Source organism: Streptomonospora nanhaiensis, from assembly GCF_013410565.1.
Lineage (GTDB): Bacteria > Actinomycetota > Actinomycetes > Streptosporangiales > Streptosporangiaceae > Streptomonospora > Streptomonospora nanhaiensis.
Genome location: NZ_JACCFO010000001.1, coordinates 4,884,168 through 4,901,332 on the forward strand (window position 1 = coordinate 4,884,168; position 17,165 = coordinate 4,901,332).

Genomic DNA, 17,165 nt, shown 5'->3' on the forward strand with positions numbered 1-17,165 from the left:
CAATCCCGCGTAACGCCCCCGGACGGTTGACACGTGTCGCATCATGGTTGCTGTAGTGGATAAGTCACCGCTCAGGCGAAGGGGGCCGGGCCGCTCAACCGGGACTGCACGACGAAAGCGAGCACGAGATGAGTTCTGAGGACCTGGAGAAGTACGAGGCCGAGATGGAGCTGCAGCTCTATCGCGAGTACCGCGACGTCGTCGGCCTCTTCAGCTACGTGGTCGAGACCGAACGCCGGTTCTACCTGACCAACCACGTGGACCTTCAGCCGCGCAGCACCGAGAACGGCGAGATGTACTTCGAGGTCACGATGGAGGACGCCTGGGTGTGGGACATGTACCGCCCGGCGCGGTTCGTGCGGAACGTGCGCGTGGTGACCTTCAAGGACGTCAACGTCGAAGAGATCACCAAGTCCGACCTTGAGGTCCCCGCAGCGGGCAAGCCCGGCTCATCCTCCTGACCCCGGCCCGACCGCACCGGCCCCGAACCCCGCCGCCGGACCGGCCCTCACGGGTCGATCCGGCGGCGTTTTGGTAACGGTACGCCTCGGCGCGCGCAGGAAGTCCATCCCCGCGTGTGCGGGGAGCACCCCTATCGAACTGGGTTTTCCGGCGGGCGCTACCGGTTCTGGCGGCTTCTTCGGAAACGGACATATCGGCGGCGGCCCTCGCGTGCTCGTGATTCGGCCCTCGGCGGCGCGACGGGGCCGCCGGACCGGCGAGGTGTCGGCGGTGCGGCGCTCAGGCCACCGTGCGCACCCGGCCGCCGGTCCGCTCCACGATGGCGGCGGCCAGCCGGTCGCGGACGCGGGTCTGGGCGGCGATCCGCTCGTCGAGCACGGCCAGCCGCTCCAACGCCACCCGCAGGTTCTTCTCCGAGGGCGGCGCGGAGGTGATGTCGCCGTCCAGGCACGGGAGGAAGACCTGGACGTCCTCCAGAGTGAGGCCGACCTCCAGCAGGTGGCGGATGTTGCGCACCCGGACGGCGGTGGAGGGGTCGAAGACGCGGTAGCCGTTGGGCGCGCGCTCGGACGTGATGAGTCCCGCCGCCTTGTAGTGCCGCAGCGCGCGCGTGCTCGCGCCGGTGGCCTTGGCCAGTTCGCCGATCCGCATCCCGCACCTCCGACCCCGGATTATCCCACCATCGCGCCGCCGTCCACGGGCAGTACCGCGCCGGTGACGAAGGACGCGGCCGGGTCGGCGAGCCGGGTGACGGCCCACGCCACCTCCTCGGGGCGGCCGATCCGGCCCGCCGGGGTGATGGACACCTGCCATTCGCGCACCTCGGCCTGCTGCTCGGGGGTGAGCCCCTGGTGCTCCCCGATGGGCGTGCCGCCGATCGCGCCGGGGGCGACGGCGGCGACGCGGACGCCGCGCGGGGCGAGTTCCACCGCCCAGCTGCGGGTGAGCACGTCCAGGGCGCCCTTGCTGGCCGCGTAGGCGGAGTTCCCGGGCCATCCGCGCTGGCCCACGGCGGTGGAGACGTTGACGACCACCCCGCCCGCCGCCTCCAGCAGCGGCAGCAGCGCCTGGGTGAGGAGGAAGGGCGCGATGAGGTTGGTCTCGATCACCGGGGCCAGGTCCTTGCGGGTGAAGGAGCCCAGGGCGCCGCTGCGCACGATCGCGGCGTTGTTGACCAGCACGTCGAGGCGTCCGTGGCGCTCCCGGGCCGCCCGGGCGATCTCGTCGGGGGCGTCGTCGGCGGTGATGTCGGCGGGAAGGGGCGTGATGCGGTCGCTGCCGGCGGCGGTCTCCTCCAAGGGCTCCCGGCGGCGCCCGATGGCAAGCACGTGGGCGCCTTCGGCGGCGAAGGCCCGCGCGACGGCCCGCCCGATCCCGGTCCCGGCTCCGGTGACGGCGACGACTCGGTCCTGCTCCGTGGGCCGCTGAGCGGCGGTTTCGATGTCCATGGCGCCATCGTGCGACCTTGACACCGGCGGCAAGGTCAAGTCGGCGGCGGATCCGGGTCGGGACGGCCTGCGCGGAGGGAGGCCGACGCGGAACCTGATCGGGGGATCGACGGCCGTGTTCCCGCAGGTCACCGGGAGCGGATCCCGGTGCGGGCGGCCGGGGATATGGCGTGCGGGTGAGCCTCTGCGGCAGGTAGCCGAGGGCGGCGGGGTCTCCGCGCGGGGGTTGTCCACAGGGGCGCGGTTGGGCTGGCGGGGCGGTGGCGGCCAGGGCGACGCTGGGGGCATGGGGACAACACTCCAGGTCACATTGCGGCGGGTGGCGCGAGGGCTCGGCGCGCTCGCCGTCGCCGCACTCGCTGTGCTCGTCGGCGCCGGACCCTTTCCGGGTACCGCGACGGCCGACTCGGGGCCGTGGCGGGTCCCGCTGGACGGCGAGGTCCGCGTGGTGCGGGCGTTCGACCCTCCGGAACGGCGGTGGTCGCCCGGTCACCGCGGCGTCGACCTCGCGGCCTCGGCCGGCGACCCGGTGCGGGCGGCGGGAGCGGGGCGGGTCGCGTTCGCCGGAACCGTGGCGGGCACCGGTGCGGTCAGCATCGTCCACGGGCACCTGCGCACCAGCTACCTGCCGGTGGAGCCCCGCGTCGAGCAAGGGAGCCGCGTCGAGGCGGGACAGGTGATCGCCGTGGTCGCGGCCGAGCCGCCGCACTGCGGCGGCCGCGCCTGCCTGCACTGGGGGCTGCGCCGCGGCGGCGACTACCTCGACCCCCTCGCGCTGGTGGGGCGGGCGCAGGTCCGGCTGCTGCCGCTGGGCGCGCCGCCGCCGACCGCCCGCGCATCGTCCGGCCGACGGCTCAGGCGCGCGGGTGGGCCTGGTTGTAGGTGCTGGTCAGCCGCTCGATCGAGACATGGGTGTAGATCTGGGTGCTGGACAGCGACGCGTGCCCCAGGATCTCCTGCACGCTGCGCAGGTCGGCGCCGCCGTTGAGCAGGTGGGTGGCCGCGCTGTGCCGCAGGCCGTGCGGGGCGATGTCGGTGCCGGCCGCCGCCATGTGGTCGTGGACGTCGCGGCGGGCGGTGCGGGTGCCCAGGCGGCCGCCGCGCACGCCGAGGAACACCGCCGGGCCGCTGGCGGCCGTGGCCACCCGGGGGCGGCCCTCCGCCAGCCAGCGCTCCACGGCGGCCAGCGCCGGGGCGCCCACGGGCACCACCCGCTCCTTGCCCCCCTTGCCGAAGACCCGCAGCGTGCGGCGCTCCCGGTCGACGTCGTCCAGGTCCAAAGCGCACAGTTCGGCCACCCGGATCCCGGTCCCGTACAGCACCTCCACCACGGCGCGCCGGCGCAGGGCGGTCGGCGCGGCGTCCTCCTCGCGGTCGGCCGCCTCGGACGCGAGCGCGGCGGCGGCCTCGTCCTCGGCCAGGACCCTGGGCAGCGTGCGGTGGGCGCGCGGCGCGGAGATCCGCGGCCCGGGGTTCTGGGCGAGCACACCGCCGCGGTGCAGGAAGTCGGTGAAGACCCGGGCGGCGGCCACCCGCCGTGCCATGGTGGCGCGGCCGGCACCCTGGTCGTGCAGCCGGGCGAGCCAGCCGCGCAGCGCGGCGACGTCGAGTTCCGCCACGGCGCGGCCGGCCTCGGCGAGGTAGGACAGCAGCGACCGGACGTCGCCGAGATAGGCGCGAACCGTGTTCTCCGAGCGGTCCACCGCCAGGTGGCGGCGCAGTTCGTCGAGAAGCCGCTCGTGCTCGGGCGGAACCCCACCGGTCACGTGCCCGGCTCCGCCCGGGTGCCGCGCGGCATCCGCGCCACGGCGTCGACCTCCAGCAGGAACCTCGGATCCACGAACCCGCCGACCTCCACAAGCGTGGCCGCCGGGCGGGGCTCGTGCACCAGGTACTCGTCCAGGGCGCTGCGCACGTCGTCCAGGTCGGCGACGTGGCGCAGGTAGTAGGTGAGTTTCACCAGGTCGGAGGAGTCGGCCCCGTGCCTGGCGAGGACCGCGTCGATGTTGCTCAACACCTGCCGCGTCTGCGCGAAGGCGTCCCCGGCGACACCGCCATCCGGCCCCACGGGGGTCTGCCCGGAGACGAAGATGAGCGGCCCTTCGGCTACCACCGAATCGCTGTACCTCTTCGGCATCGCGCCTCCCCATCGACGGCACTGGTCCCGGCCGGGCGGAGCGGCACCCGTAGCCGGAGCCCGGATTGCGGAGGCCCCGGTCGGACCCCGAACACAGGGCCTACGCGGTGACCGCCCGCCCCTGTGGCCACGGTACTCACCTCGCCCCGGACCGAGCCAGCACGGAGCGCCGCCCAGCCGCGGCGCGAGGTGGCGATGCCCGGTCGTCGGCGGGCGGCGCGGGGCGTGCGCCGTGGCGGGCACCTGGTTCGTGGGTCATCGGCCGGAGGGGGCTGGGCGGCGTGCGGGGCGGTCGTCGCGGGTGCGCCAGCCCGAGGGGCCGCGTTCGACGAAACCAGCGGCGGCCAGCAGGCCGAGGCGGCTGAGGGCGGAGTCGAGGTCGAGGCCGCAGGCGGCGGCCACGGCGGCGGTGCCGGTGCCGCCGCGCCGGGGGACCTCGGCGAGCACGCGGCGGGATTCGGGATCGAGGGTGTCGGGGTCGAGCGCGCTTCCGGGGGCAGGGGCGAGGTCGGTACCGATCCGGCCCACCTGCTCCATGACGTCGTCCGCGCTTGTGACGCAGGTGGCGCCGGAGTCGCGGATGAGCCTGTGGCAGCCCGCTGACAGGGCAGAGGTGACCGGGCCGGGCACGGCCATGACCGTGCGATTGAGTTCATGGGCGTGCCGGGCGGTGTTGAGCGCGCCGCTGCGCAGCCCGGCCTCGACCACGACCGCTCCGGGGGTGAGCGCGGCGATGATGCGGTTGCGGATGAGGAAGCCGTGGCGGCTGGGCACGGCGCCGCGCGGGTGCTCGCTGACCAGGGCGCCGCGCGCGGCGATGTCGGCGAACAGGTTCTCGTTGCCGCGCGGGTAGACCAGGTCCAGTCCGCACGCCAGGACCGCCACGGAGGGCGCACCCGCGGCCAGGCCCCCGCGATGCGCGGCGGAGTCGATGCCGTAGGCGCCGCCCGAGACGACGGTCCACGACCGCTGCGCCAGGCCCCAGGCGAGGTCGGCGGCCACGTGCCGGCCGTAGGCGGAGGCGGCCCGGGCGCCCACCACCGCCACCGACCGCAGGCACGCGTGCCGGAGGTCGTGGGCGCCGCGCACCCACAGCGCGTAGGGGCGGTGCAGGTGGAGGTCGTCGAGTTGGGTGGGCCATCCGGGATCGCCGGGCACGAGCAGGCGGCACCCGAGTTCGGCGGATTCGGCGAGCAGGGAGTCGGGATCGACCCGGGCCGCCCGCTCGGCCCAGCGCGCGGCCCGCTGCTCGTATGCCGCCGTCCGCACCCCCGGCGGCGCCGACGGCGGCCGCCCCGCCGCCAGCGCCTCCCACACCGCCGCCGCCCCGTGCTCGTCCAGCAGCGCGCCCATGACGGGATCGCCCGCATTGGCGACGGCGGTCAGGCACGCCCGCGCGAGGGCGTCGTCGGACCGGTCGAAGGCGCTCGGCGGGTCACCGGCCGCACCGTCTTGGTCGTCGGCGTCGTCGAGCGCACCGTCGGCGCCGCCGCCGTCCGTGGACGCCGTGCTTCCCTGACCGGGCGTGGGGTCGGCGCTGTCGGCCCGGAGCCTCACGGAGGCGGCCGGCGCGGGGGACCGCGCGCCGGCGGAGCCGCCCTTGCCCGGGGGCGCGCCAGCCTCCGGGCCGGGCGGGCGCGGTTCTCCGGCGGATCGGTCGGGGCGGCCCGTCGGGAGGGGTTCGGTGTCCTCGCCTGCGGACACGCCGACCGCGGGCGTGTCCGCCGCGGGAGGATCGCCGCCGTTCGAGGCGGCGTCCGCCGGGGCGTGGAAGTCGGACCCGGACGCGCGTTCGTGTTCACGTGCGCCACCCCCGCGGTCCCCGCCCTGCGCGCGCTCCGCGGGTGCGGACGCGATCGGGGAGGCGACGGCGGATCCGCGTGGTCGCCCGCACCGGGTGGTGGCGGGCATCGCGCCGGACCCCGCTTGGGGACCGTGCTCCCCGCAAGTGCGGTTGACCGTGGCGGGGGGTTCGGGGGTGGCGCCTCCGCAGGAGTCGGCGGGCCGGGCGGGCGGGGCAACCGGGTGGTGGCGGCCGCAGTGGGTCCCGCCCTCGGCGCACGCGAGGTTGGGCGCGGGGCCGGGGCGCGGGGCCGCGGGTGCGCGACGGGGACGGGCGGTGTCCGAAGCGGGCTTCGGCCCGGGACCCGTGGGGGTGCCGCGCGGCTGCGCGGAGAGGGTGGACGTGCCGTCCGCCGGTGTGCGGCCGGTCGGCGCGGTGGACATGCCCGGCGCGCCGGGGGTGGGCCGGGGTCGCGCGGGCGGGGGCGTGCCAGGGGTGGGGAGTTCGTGGGTCATTGGGCGCGTCCTGACCAGAGGGCGTAGGCGAAGGCGGTGTCCTCGACGGCGGGTTGGGGGCGGCCGGCGAGGTCGGCCAGGGTCCAGGCCACACGCAGCGTGCGGTCGACCCCCCGGGCGCTGATGTCGCCCCGTTCCAGGGCCGCGGCGAGGATGCCCAGCGCGGGCGGCGCCACGGGGAAGTGGCGCCGGAGTTCGGCGCCGGGGATCTCGGCGTTGGTGGACCACGGGGTGCCCGCCAGGCGGCGGGCGGCGCGTTGGCGGGCCTGGGTGACGCGGGCGGCGACCGTGGCCGAGGACTCGGCGTAGGGGCGGTCGGCGAGGAGTTCGGCGTGGGCCACCGGCTGGAGTTCGACCTTGAGGTCGACCCGGTCGACCAGCGGGCCCGACAGCCGGGCGAGGTAGCGGCGCCGCTGGGACGACGAGCAGGTGCAGGCCGGGCCGGGCCTGCCGCAGGGGCACGGGTTGGCCGCCAGGACCAGCAGGAAGCGGGCGGGGAAGCACACCGACGCCGCGGAGCGCGCGATCACGACCTCGCCGGTCTCCAGCGGCTGGCGCAGGGAGTCCAGGACCCCGCGCGCGAACTCCGGGGCCTCGTCGAGGAACAGCGCACCCCGGTGCGCCAGCGACACGCACCCCGGCCGCAGCCGGGTGCTGCCCCCGCCGACGATCGCGGCCCGGGTGGCGGTGTGGTGCGGTGCGCAGAACGGCGGGTCCACGATCAGCGGGGAGCCCTTGGGCAGGGTGCCCGCCACCGAGTGCACGGCGGTGACCTCGATGGAGTCCTCGGGGGTCAGGCGCGGGAGGATCGTGGGCAGGCGTTCGGCCAGCAGGCTCTTTCCGGTGCCGGGAGGGCCCACCATCATCAGGTGGTGCGACCCGGCCGCCGCGATCTCCAGCGCGCGCCGGGCCACCGGCTGGCCGAGGACGTCGGCGAGGTCGGGCCTGCGGCGGTTGTCCGCCGGGGGTTCGTGCCGCTCGGTGTCGGCGGGGTCGCCGAACAGGTCCTGGTCGATCGGTTCGCCGCGCAGGTGCGCCAGCAGTTCGCCCAGCGAGGCCACGGCCACGACCGTGATGCCCGGGACGAGCGCGGCCTCCTTGGCGTTGCCGCGCGCGACCACGAAGGTGGTGTGGCCGGAGCGTACGCCCGCGAGCACGGCGGGCAGCACGCCCTGGACGGCGCGGGTGCGGCCGTCCAGACCGAGTTCGGCCAGGACCACGGCGGGGTGCAGCGCGCTGGGCGGCACCGCCCCGGCGGCCGCGAGCACGGCGGCGGCGATGGCGAGGTCGAAGCCGCTGCCGCGCTTGGGCAGGCTCGCGGGGGACAGGCTGACGGTGATGTGGCCCTCGGGCCAGCACTCGCCGGAGTTCACGACGGCGGCGCGGATGCGGTCGCGCGCCTCGCGCAGGGCGGTGTCGGGCAGGCCCACGAGGGTCAGCCCGGCCGGGCCCTCGCCCAGGTGGGCCTCGACCTCGATGACATGGCCCTCGACACCCAGCAGGGCCATGGAGCGGGTGCGTGCCAGCGCCATCAGGCCACCCCCCGGTGGTGGCGGACGAAGACCCGGCCGCCGGGCAGCACCAGGACCGACACGACGTCGATGCGGGTGGGGGCGCCCCAGGCGCGGTGCTCGGCCTGCCAGCGCCGCGCCAGCCGCCGCAGGCGCCGCCGCTTGGGCTCGGTGACGGCCTCCAGCGGCGACCCGAACCGCAGGCCCGTGCGGGTCTTGACCTCGGCGACGACCAGCGTGCCGCCGTCGCCCGCGACGATGTCGAGCTCGCCCTCGGGACAGCGCCAGTTGCGGGCCAGGATGCGCATGCCCGCCCGCCGCAGGTAGGCGGACGCGACCTCCTCGCCGCGCGCCCCGAGCACCGCCCGGCGCGCCCCCGGCCCGCGCACGGGCGGACCGTTCCCAGCGACCATGGTGGATCACCTCCACCCCCAACCGTGCTCGCGCGCCCCATCCGGCCGCGACCCGAATCCGCCCCCTGTGGAAAAACCCGCCGCCCAGCGCTCCCGGCGCCCGCGCCAAGGTCCCACCGGGCGCTTCCCGCGGCAGGCCCGAAGGACCGGCCCGCCGCTCGGCCCGTCGTCTTTCCGGGCGGTGGGGAGGGTGGTGCCCGCGGCGGGGGTGGGGCAGAATCGCTGGCTGTGTCCAGCAACGCCACGGGGTGGGACGTCGGGGTCGCCGACGTTGCCGGTCCCGAATCCGCCGCGGTTCTCCGCGACTACTACGTCGACATCGTGTCCCGCTACCACGGGCGTCCGGCGACCCCCGACGAGGTCGACGCCGCCCTGCGCGACGAACCCAGTGGTGACCTCGCGCCGCCGACCGGGGTGTTCCTGCTCGGGCGGGTGGGCGGGCGCGTCGGCGGGTGCGTGGGGCTGCGCTGGGCCGGCGGGGGCGTCGCCGAGTTGACGCGGCTCTTCGTCCGGGCCGAGGCGCGGGGGAGCGGGGGCGGGGGCGCGCTGCTGGCCGCCGCCGAGCGCGCCGCGCGCGACGCCGGGATGGCCCAGATCCGGCTCGACACCCGCCACGACCTCGTGGAGGCGCGCCGCCTGTACGCGCGGAGCGGCTACGCCGAGGTGCCCGCCTTCAGCAGCGGCCCCTACAGCGAGCACTGGTTCGCCAAACGCCTGGCCCCCGCCGGGCCCGGCGCGCCGCCCGGCCCCCTTTCCGACTCCGGGCCCCGACCCGCCGACACCGAGGAGGCGCTGTGAACCGTCCCCGCCTGGGCTTCCAGATCCCCTGCCGGCTGCCCGCCTCCCGCATCGCCGCGCTGGCCCGCGGCGCCGAGCGCGCCGGGTTCGACCAGGTGTGGCTGGTCGAGGACTGCTTCTTCGCGGGGGGAATCGCCGCCTCGGCCACCGCCCTGGCCGCCACCGAGCGCATCGGCGTGGGCATCGGCATCCTGCCCGCCGTCGCGCGCAACGCCGCCTTCACCGCGATGGAGGTCGCCGCCCTCGCCGAGGCGCACCCCGGCCGGTTCACCGCCGGGCTGGGCCACGGCATGCGCGAGTGGATGCGCCAGATCGGCGCCGCACCCGCCTCGCCGCTGACCGCGCTCGCCGAGCACCTCGACGCCGTCCGCCGCCTCCTGGCGGGCGAGACCGTGACCGCCGACGGCCGCTACGTCCGCCTCGACGGCGTGCGCCTGGAGTTCCCGCCCGAGGTGCCGCCGCCCGTGGTCGCCGGGGTGCGCGGCCCGCGCTCGCTGGAGGTCTCCGGCCGCCACGCCGACGGCACCGTGCTGGCCGAGCCCGTCACGCCCGCCTACCTCGCCTCGGCCCGCGCCTCCATCGCCCGCGGCCGCGTCGGGCTGGACCGGCCGCACACCATCACCGCCTACACCCTCTTCCACGCCGACGACGACCTCGACCGCGCCCGCGACGCCATGCGCCCCGCCCTGGCGGGCCCCGTCGCCGACCCCGCGTGGGCCGCCCACCTGGCCGACGTCGACCTCGGCCCCCGGAGCGAGGAGATCACCGCCCTGCCCGAGGCCGAGCGCGCCGCCGCGCTGCCCGCCGACTGGATCGACCGGCTGTCGGCCTGCGGCCCGCCGGAGCGCTGCCTGGAGCGCGTGCGCGAGACCCACGCGGCCGGAGCCGACACCGTCGTGCTGTGCCCCGTGGGCGAGCCCGAGGAGCAGTTGGCGCGCGCCGCCGCGCTGCCCGCGCTCCTCACCGGTTGACGCGCAAAGCCCCCGGCCGCGCCCATGCGGGCGCGCGGGGTCCTTGACACCACCGCCCGCCGCTGGCTAGGCGCCGCGACACCGGGAGGGCGGCTAGAATTCCTAGAGGCTCACTGCGAGCCGACCACTACGCACGCCCACGTGCCTCCTCGCCCGGGAGGGGTCGCTCTTACGGTCCGCGCCGTCACAGGCGGTGCGGCGGAGCGGCCGGGGCGTCAGGAAACAACCGAGGCGGGGCCTTCCCGCCGCACTAGGAGGACCGAGTCATGGCCACTGTCGTGACCATCCGGCAGCTGCTCGAAAGCGGTGTGCACTTCGGCCACCAGACGCGCCGCTGGAACCCGAAGATGAAGCGCTTCATCCTCACCGAGCGCAACGGCACCTACATCATCGACCTGCAGAAGTCGCTGGCCTACATCGACCGCGCCTACGAGTTCGTCAAGGAGACGGTGGCCCACGGCGGCACCATCCTCTTCGTCGGCACCAAGAAGCAGGCGCAGGCGGCCATCGACGAGCAGGCGCGCCGCGTGGGGATGCCCTTCGTCAACCAGCGCTGGCTGGGCGGCATGCTGACCAACTTCTCCACCGTGCACAAGCGGCTGCAGCGCCTCAAGGAGCTGGAGGAGATCGACTTCGACGACGTCGCCGCCTCCGGCCTCACCAAGAAGGAGCTGCTCGGGCTGCGCCGCGAGAAGGAGAAGCTGGAGCGCACCCTCGGCGGTATCCGCGACATGTCCCGCGTGCCCAGCGCGGTGTGGATCGTGGACACCAAGAAGGAGCACATCGCGATCAGCGAGGCCCGCAAGCTCAACATCCCGGTCGTGGCCATCCTCGACACCAACTGCGACCCCGACGAGGTCGACTACCCGATCCCGGGCAACGACGACGCCATCCGCAGCGTCAGCCTGCTGACCCGCGTGATCGCCGACGCCGTCGCCGACGGCCTCCTCGCCCGCTCCGGTGCCTCGGCCTCCGCCGACACCGAGAAGTCCGGCGACGAGCCGCTGGCCGAGTGGGAGCGGGAGCTGCTGGAGAACACCTCCACCGAGGCCGCTCCGGCGCCCGCCGCCGAGACCGCTGAGGCCCCCGCGGCCGCCGAGGCTCCGGCCGAGCCGGCCGCCGCCGACACCGAGGGCGGCAAGGAGTCCTGAGGCCCCCCAGGCCGACCGCCGGCTCCCCGCGCCCACGCGCGGGGAGCCGCTGCGGGCCGCGCCCGCGGCCCGCGACCCCGTGAGACCCGCCGACCCACACAAGGGGATTAGAGAACAGCTATGGCGAACTACACCGCCGCTGACGTCAAGAAGCTGCGCGACCTGACCGGCGCCGGCATGATGGCCTGCAAGAAAGCCCTGGAGGAGAGCGACGGCGACTTCGACAAGGCCGTCGAGTTCCTGCGGGTGAAGGGCGCCAAGGACGTCGGCAAGCGCGCCGAGCGCACCACCAGCAACGGCCTCGTCGCCCTCAAGCAGGACTCCGACACCTCGGCCGTGCTCATCGAGCTGAGCTGCGAGACCGACTTCGTCGCCAAGAACGAGCAGTTCCAGAGCCTGGCCGCCGACATCGCCGACCTCGTCGCGCGCACCGACGCCGCCGACGTCGCGGCCCTGCTCGCCACCGAGTTCACCGACGGCAAGACCGTGCAGGCCGTCATCGAGGAGCGCAGCGCCGTCATCGGCGAGAAGCTGGAGCTGCGCCGCTTCGCCAAGGTCGAGGGCGGCTACGTCGCCAGCTACCTGCACAAGTCCGACCCCGACCTGCCCCCGACCATGGGCGTGCTGGTCGAGCTGGACAAGCCCAACGCCGAGGTCGGCAAGGACCTCGCCCAGCAGATCGCCGCGCTCGCGCCGACCTACGTCAGCAAGGACGACGTCCCCGAGGACATCGTCGCCAACGAGCGCCGCATCGCCGAGGCCACCGCCCGCGAGGAGGGCAAGCCGGAGCAGGCCCTGCCCAAGATCATCGAGGGCCGCGTCAACGGGTTCTTCAAGGACACCACCCTGCTCGGGCAGCCGTTCGTGAAGGACAACAAGAAGACCATCCAGAAGGTCGTCGACGAGGCCGGGGTCACCGTCCGCCGCTTCGTCCGCTTCAAGGTCGGGCAGTCTTAGCCGTTTGACATGATGGAGGTGTCGGGGTGAACTCACCCCGGCACCTTCGGTGGATCAGGCGGGGCCCGCCCGGTGCAGCATCGGCCGCCCCGCGCCGTGTTACCACTCGGGGGAACCAGAAGGAGGCCGAGCGCCGTGTCGGAGACCGAAGGCCATGCCAGTGCGCAGGCCGCCCCAGCCATGCACGACTCTGGCTGGCGGCGCGTCGTACTGAAGCTGTCGGGCGAGGCGTTCGCCGGCGGCGACGAACTCGGCATCGACGCCGCGGTCGTGGAGTACCTTGCCGAGTCCATCGCGGCGGTGGTGTCGGAGGGCATCCAGGTCGCCGTGGTCGTCGGCGGGGGCAACATGTTCCGCGGCGCCGACATGTCCGAGCGCGGCATGGAGCGCGGCCGCGCCGACTACATGGGCATGCTCGGCACCGTCATCAACTGCCTGGCCCTCCAGGACTTCCTGGAGCGCCAGGGCGTCGAGACCCGCGTGCAGACCGCCATCCACATGAGCCAGGTCGCCGAGGCCTACATCCCGCGCCGCGCCATCCGGCACCTGGAGAAGGGCCGCGTGGTCATCTTCGGCGCCGGGCTGGGCGCGCCGTTCTTCTCGACCGACACCGCCGCCGCCCAGCGCGCCCTGGAGATCGAGGCCCAGGCGGTCCTCAAGGGCACCCAGGTCGACGGCGTCTACGACTCCGACCCGCACCGCAACTCCGGGGCGGTCAAGTTCGACCGGCTCGACTACAACGAGGTGCTCACCCGCGGCCTGAAGGTCATGGACGCCACCGCGGTGAGCCTGTGCATGGACAACGGCCTGCCGATCGTGGTGTTCGACCTGATGGGCAAGGGCAACATCGTCCGCGCGGTGCGCGGCGAGAAGATCGGCACCATCGTCGGCCGGGCCGACGGCTGAGGCACGCGCAGACCTCCGACAGACCGACGCGACACACGGGAGCCCCAATGATCGAAGAGACCCTCCTCGAAGCCGAGGAGAAGATGGAGAAGGCCGTGGTGGTCGCCAAGGAGGACTTCGCCGCGATCCGCACGGGGCGTCCCGGTCCCGCCACCTTCAACAAGATCACGGCCGAGTACTACGGCGCACCCACCCCGATCAACCAGCTCGCCTCGTTCTCCGTGCCCGAACCCCGCATGGTGGTCGTCTCCCCGTTCGACAAGAACTCCCTGTCGGCCATCGAGAAGGCCATCCGCGAGAGCGACCTCGGCGTGAACCCGGCCAACGACGGCAACATCATCCGCGTGGTGTTCCCCGACCTGTCCGAGGAGCGCCGCAAGGAGTACATCAAGGTGGCGCGCGGCAAGGCCGAGGAGGCCCGCGTGTCCGTGCGCAACGTCCGCCGGCACGCCAAGGACGCCTTCGACAAGGCGATCAAGGGCGGCGACATCGGCGAGGACGAGGGCCACCGCGCCCAGGACGAGCTTGACGAGCTCACCCAGAAGTACGTCGCCGAGATCGACGAACTGCTGAAGCACAAGGAATCCGAACTGCTTGAGGTCTAGCGCCAGTGACGTTCATTGAGCCCGGATCCGAGCAGGACGACGACCGCGGCGGGACCGGTCCCGTGCCGCCCGCGGCCGACTCCGGCGCGGCCGCCGACCCGGCCGGCGCCGCCGGGGCGACCGGGTCCGCCCGCCAGGTGCCCCCTCGGTGAACGGCTCCGCGCCCGAGGACGCCGCCCACGGCCCGGGGCAGGGCGCCGTGCCTCCCGTGCCCGGCGGCGGCCGCGGCCCCAAGGAGCCCGACGCCACGGCCGGCGCGGGCGCCCCGCAGCCCCCACCGTCGGGTGAGCCGGCCGAGCCCGGCGCGGACCGGCCCGGGTCCGCCGCGCCGGGCGCCGGTCCCGCGCGTCCGGAGGGCCGGCGCTTCGTGCTGCACAAGCCCGACGGCCAGCCGGTGCGCACCGGGCGCAACCTGCCGGTGGCCATCGCCAGCGGCGTCGCGCTCGGCGCCCTCGTGCTGCTGTCGATCTACCCCTACTCCGCGGGCTTCGTCGCCATCACCTCGGCGGCCGTGCTGATCGGGCTGCGCGAGATCAACCGCGGCCTGGCCGCCGTCGGCGGCCGGCTGGCGGTGCCGCCGCTGGCGGTGGGCGGCGTGGCCATGCAGGTGTGCGCCTACTTCGGCGGCGCGCAGTGGCTGGTGGGCGCCACCGCGCTCACCGCGATCGCCGCGCTGTCCTGGCGGCTGCGCTCGGGGTCGGAGGGCTACGTCCGCGACGCCGGCGCCACCCTGTTCACCCTGGTCTACCTGCCGTTCCTGCTGGGGACCTGGCAGCTGCTGATCGCCACGCCCGACGACGGCCCCGAGCGGCTGATCGCCTTCATCCTGGTCACCATCTCCAGCGACATCGGCGGCTACTTCGCGGGGATCCTCGTCGGCCGGCACAAGATGGCGCCGGTCATCAGCCCCAACAAGACCTGGGAGGGGTTCGGCGGCTCGGTCCTGGCCTGCATGCTCGTCGGGGCGCTGACCGTGGTCCTCATGCTCGACGGCCCGGTGTGGGCCGGCGCGGTGCTGGGCCTGGCCGTGGTGCTGGCCGCCACCGTGGGCGACCTGATCGAGTCCATGTTCAAGCGCGACCTCGGCCTCAAGGACATGGGCCGCTTCATGCCCGGCCACGGCGGCCTGCTCGACCGGGTCGACTCCCTGCTGATCGCCGGCCCGGTCGCCTGGGTGGTGCTGTCGCTGCTGGTGGCCTGAGCGCGCTCACCCGTCGGGGCGCACCTCCAGGGTGCGCACCCCGCGCGAGGCCAGCACGGCCAGCGTGGCCAGCAGGATGAGCGCGGCGCCGCCCGTCAGGGTGGTGCGGGTGCCCAGCAGGGCCGCCAGCGGCCCGGCCAGCGTCTCGCCGATGGGCAGGGCCACGAACGACCCCAGCGCGTCGTAGGAGTACACCCGAGCCAGCCGGTCGGGCGGGATGTTCTGCTGCAGCGACACCTCCCAGGCCACGCCGAACTGCTCCAGCGCCACACCGGTGAGGAACAGGGCCGGCAGCAGGAACGGCACCGAGGGGGCGTAGCCCAGCGTCAGCAGCGGCAGCGCGTCCACGGCGGTGAGCGCGACACCGAACAGCAGCGCCCGGCGCGGCTGCCGGCGGGCCGCCAGCACCCCGCCGACCAGGGCGCCGGCGGTCTCGGCGCCCAGTACCACACCCCACAGGCCGCGGCCGATCGTCTCGTCGGCGACACCGGCGCCCAGCACCTTGACCCCGCCGGCGATCACCGCGTTCACCACCATGAACTGGAGCACCACCGACCACACCCAGGGCCGCGACGCGAACTCGCCCCAGCCTTCGGCGAGGTCGCGCAGGGGATGGGTGCGCGCGGTGCGCGGCGGCACCACCACCCGCACGGTGGCGAACGCCAGCCCGGCGGCGGCGAAGACGGCGGCGCCCCCGGCCAGGGTCCAGGCGGGGCCGGCCAGCCCCACCGCGCCGCCGCCGACCGACATGCCCACGGCCATGCCGAGCATCATGCCCATGCGGGCCACCGCGTTGGCCGGGCGCAGCAGGGCGGCCGGCACGGTCCGGGGGATCAGCGACACGGCGGCGGGCAGGCCCACGGCCGACACGGCGCCGTTGACCAGGCTGAGCCCGGCCAGCAGCGGCACCGAGGCGGCGCCGGAGAGCACCCCGGCGGCGATCGCGGCCTGCGACAGCGCCGCCAGCGCGCACGCGCCCTGGAGCACGGCCTGGCGCGGCAGCCGGTCGGCCAGCACGCCGCCGGCCAGCGCGAACACCACCAGGGCCACCGACCGGGCGCCCAGCACGACGCCGAGGTCCACCAGCGAGCCGGAGAGGTCGAGGACGGCGAAGGTCAGGCCGACGGTGGCCAGCCCGTTGCCGAAGTACATCAGGGCCCGGCCGGCGGCCAGTCCGCGGAAGTCGCGGTGGGCCAGCACGCGGCGCACGCGGACGGGTTCGGTGGTCACGGCGCGTCCTCTCCGCCCGAAGGGCCGGTCGCGCTGTCCCCGGCGCGGTCGGCGGTGCCGTCGGCCGCACCGTCGCTGCCGGCCATCTGGAAGAGCAGCAGGGACGCGCTGAGGTGGACCGCGCCGGGGGAGCGGGGCGGGAGGGCGCAGCCGTGGACGCGGGCGCCCAGGGCGTCGAAGGCGGCGCGCAGGGCGGCCCACTCCTCGGCGGGGATCCACACCTCGGCGTCGGTGAAGTGGCCGGGGACCTCGGTGCGGCGCCGGTCGGTGCGCCGGTGCAGTTCGGCGGCGAGCGCCTCGACCAGCAGCCGGTGCTCGTCGCGGGTGGCCGGGGGAGCGGCGGCGGTGGCGGCCGGCCCGCTGTCGGGGTTGTGGCGGTAGCGCCGGGCGCGGCCGCCCGAGACGCTGACCTCCTCGGCGAGTTCGAGCAGGCCGCCCTGGTGCAGGCGGCGCATGTGGTAGCTGACGTTGGCCTGGGTCTCGCCGAGTTCGCGGGCGGCCTCGGCGGCGCTCATGGCGCCGCCGGTGAGCAGCGACAGCAGGCGCAGCCGCAGCGGGTGGGCGAACAGCCGCAGGCCGACGAGGGAGGGATCGGGGGAGTTGTTGGGCACGGCCGACAACCTACGGCCGCGCCGCCCCCACCGTCAAACAGTTCTTTGGGGGTCGTCGTGCCGAGGGCGCGGGCCGGTTGTCCACAGATTGCCGCGAGCGGCGGACCCCGGCCGGGCCCGCCTGGCAGGCTGGAAGCCAGATGGTCGGGCACGACCGCCCACGCAGTCCAAGGAGACACGCATGGAGTCCTGGCCCCCGCGCGACACCCTCGGCCGCATCCTCATGGACCTGGCCGGGCTGAAGATCATCGAGTACCACAGCATCGAGGACACCCCCGACGGCCGCCTCCACCACATCACCACGGCCCACGGCTACGAGGTCGCCCTGACCGACAGCGACATCACGCCCTTCGCCCTGGGCGCCGGCGCCGCCGAGTTCAACCTCACCCACACCTACAACGCCGCCTCCGACGTCATCGACGAAGCGGTGTCCCGGCGGTGGCGGCGATGACCGCGATGACCCCCC

19 protein-coding genes and 1 pseudogene are annotated in these 17,165 nt (G+C 75.1%); 11 read left to right on the plus strand and 9 right to left on the minus strand.

The window, feature by feature from the left end; all coding sequences use genetic code 11:
• The first annotated feature begins 128 nt into the window (after positions 1–128).
• On the plus strand, positions 129–461 hold the full coding sequence (locus tag HNR12_RS21700; protein WP_179769303.1) for a DUF2469 domain-containing protein: 333 nt from the start codon (positions 129–131) through the stop codon (positions 459–461).
• Between the two features lie 280 nt (positions 462–741).
• Here the strand turns inward: HNR12_RS21700 and HNR12_RS21705 are convergent, their stop codons facing one another.
• Together HNR12_RS21705 and HNR12_RS21710 are read right to left on the minus strand one after the other, a co-directional pair.
• Positions 742–1,113 (minus strand): MerR family transcriptional regulator, encoded by a 372-nt coding sequence (locus HNR12_RS21705; RefSeq protein WP_179769304.1) that lies wholly within the window; start codon positions 1,111–1,113, stop codon positions 742–744.
• A gap of 20 nt (positions 1,114–1,133) precedes the next feature.
• Positions 1,134–1,910 carry an SDR family NAD(P)-dependent oxidoreductase gene (locus tag HNR12_RS21710; protein ID WP_179769305.1) on the minus strand — a complete coding sequence of 259 codons (777 nt, stop codon included), beginning with the start codon at positions 1,908–1,910 and terminating at the stop codon, positions 1,134–1,136.
• Positions 1,911–2,196: 286 nt separating this feature from the next.
• Here HNR12_RS21710 and HNR12_RS21715 point away from each other — a divergent pair.
• Positions 2,197–2,619, plus strand: a pseudogene (locus HNR12_RS21715) (peptidoglycan DD-metalloendopeptidase family protein); the annotation flags it as partial.
• A 145-nt stretch (positions 2,620–2,764) separates the two neighbouring features.
• Here HNR12_RS21715 and HNR12_RS21720 read toward each other — a convergent pair.
• From HNR12_RS21720 to HNR12_RS21740, 5 genes are all read right to left on the minus strand, one after another.
• The gene (locus tag HNR12_RS21720) at positions 2,765–3,676 is read right to left on the minus strand and encodes a tyrosine recombinase XerC (RefSeq protein ID WP_179769306.1); all 912 of its coding nucleotides are present in this window, start codon (positions 3,674–3,676) and stop codon (positions 2,765–2,767) included.
• Entirely contained in the window at positions 3,673–4,047 is a 375-nt protein-coding gene (locus tag HNR12_RS21725) for a RidA family protein (protein WP_179769307.1), read from the minus strand. Before HNR12_RS21725 ends, HNR12_RS21720 begins: the two co-directional genes overlap by 4 nt.
• Before the next feature lie 255 nt (positions 4,048–4,302).
• A complete protein-coding gene (dprA, locus tag HNR12_RS21730; protein ID WP_308118373.1) occupies positions 4,303–5,604 on the minus strand; it encodes a DNA-processing protein DprA in 1,302 nt (433 codons plus the stop codon).
• Between the two features lie 737 nt (positions 5,605–6,341).
• Positions 6,342–7,877 carry a YifB family Mg chelatase-like AAA ATPase gene (locus HNR12_RS21735; RefSeq protein WP_179769308.1) on the minus strand — a complete coding sequence of 512 codons (1,536 nt, stop codon included), beginning with the start codon at positions 7,875–7,877 and terminating at the stop codon, positions 6,342–6,344.
• The gene (locus HNR12_RS21740; protein WP_179769309.1) at positions 7,877–8,269 is read right to left on the minus strand and encodes a YraN family protein; all 393 of its coding nucleotides are present in this window, start codon (positions 8,267–8,269) and stop codon (positions 7,877–7,879) included. Before HNR12_RS21740 ends, HNR12_RS21735 begins: the two co-directional genes overlap by 1 nt.
• 228 nt (positions 8,270–8,497) lie before the next feature.
• On the opposite strand from HNR12_RS21740, the gene HNR12_RS21745 reads away from it, so the two are divergent.
• From HNR12_RS21745 to HNR12_RS21780, 8 genes are all read left to right on the plus strand, one after another.
• A complete protein-coding gene (locus HNR12_RS21745) occupies positions 8,498–9,067 on the plus strand; it encodes a GNAT family N-acetyltransferase (RefSeq protein ID WP_179769310.1) in 570 nt (189 codons plus the stop codon).
• The gene (locus HNR12_RS21750) at positions 9,064–10,038 is read left to right on the plus strand and encodes an LLM class flavin-dependent oxidoreductase (protein ID WP_179769311.1); all 975 of its coding nucleotides are present in this window, start codon (positions 9,064–9,066) and stop codon (positions 10,036–10,038) included. The genes HNR12_RS21745 and HNR12_RS21750 overlap by 4 nt, the downstream gene beginning before the upstream one ends.
• Before the next feature lie 266 nt (positions 10,039–10,304).
• The gene (gene rpsB / locus HNR12_RS21755; protein WP_179769312.1) at positions 10,305–11,189 is read left to right on the plus strand and encodes a 30S ribosomal protein S2; all 885 of its coding nucleotides are present in this window, start codon (positions 10,305–10,307) and stop codon (positions 11,187–11,189) included.
• Between the two features lie 120 nt (positions 11,190–11,309).
• Positions 11,310–12,146, plus strand: a complete 837-nt coding sequence (gene tsf / locus HNR12_RS21760) for a translation elongation factor Ts (protein ID WP_179769313.1) — start codon at positions 11,310–11,312, stop codon at positions 12,144–12,146.
• A gap of 180 nt (positions 12,147–12,326) precedes the next feature.
• Positions 12,327–13,052 carry a UMP kinase gene (gene pyrH / locus HNR12_RS21765; RefSeq protein ID WP_218903109.1) on the plus strand — a complete coding sequence of 242 codons (726 nt, stop codon included), beginning with the start codon at positions 12,327–12,329 and terminating at the stop codon, positions 13,050–13,052.
• A gap of 47 nt (positions 13,053–13,099) precedes the next feature.
• Positions 13,100–13,657 carry a ribosome recycling factor gene (gene frr, locus HNR12_RS21770; RefSeq protein WP_179769315.1) on the plus strand — a complete coding sequence of 186 codons (558 nt, stop codon included), beginning with the start codon at positions 13,100–13,102 and terminating at the stop codon, positions 13,655–13,657.
• A gap of 5 nt (positions 13,658–13,662) precedes the next feature.
• Complete coding sequence (locus HNR12_RS21775; protein WP_179769316.1) at positions 13,663–13,809, plus strand: hypothetical protein; 147 nt, start codon at positions 13,663–13,665, stop codon at positions 13,807–13,809.
• A gap of 215 nt (positions 13,810–14,024) precedes the next feature.
• Positions 14,025–14,858: a phosphatidate cytidylyltransferase gene (locus HNR12_RS21780; RefSeq protein WP_308118377.1), complete on the plus strand. Its 834-nt coding sequence runs from the start codon at positions 14,025–14,027 to the stop codon at positions 14,856–14,858.
• Positions 14,859–14,864: 6 nt separating this feature from the next.
• Here HNR12_RS21780 and HNR12_RS21785 read toward each other — a convergent pair whose 3' ends face one another.
• Positions 14,865–16,088 carry an MFS transporter gene (locus HNR12_RS21785; protein WP_308118372.1) on the minus strand — a complete coding sequence of 408 codons (1,224 nt, stop codon included), beginning with the start codon at positions 16,086–16,088 and terminating at the stop codon, positions 14,865–14,867.
• Entirely contained in the window at positions 16,085–16,699 is a 615-nt protein-coding gene (locus HNR12_RS21790; RefSeq protein ID WP_179769317.1) for a winged helix-turn-helix domain-containing protein, read from the minus strand. Before HNR12_RS21790 ends, HNR12_RS21785 begins: the two co-directional genes overlap by 4 nt.
• A gap of 181 nt (positions 16,700–16,880) precedes the next feature.
• Here HNR12_RS21790 and HNR12_RS21795 point away from each other — a divergent pair, with 181 nt between their 5' ends.
• Positions 16,881–17,150: a hypothetical protein gene (locus HNR12_RS21795; protein ID WP_179769318.1), complete on the plus strand. Its 270-nt coding sequence runs from the start codon at positions 16,881–16,883 to the stop codon at positions 17,148–17,150.
• The last annotated feature ends 15 nt before the right edge of the window (positions 17,151–17,165 follow it).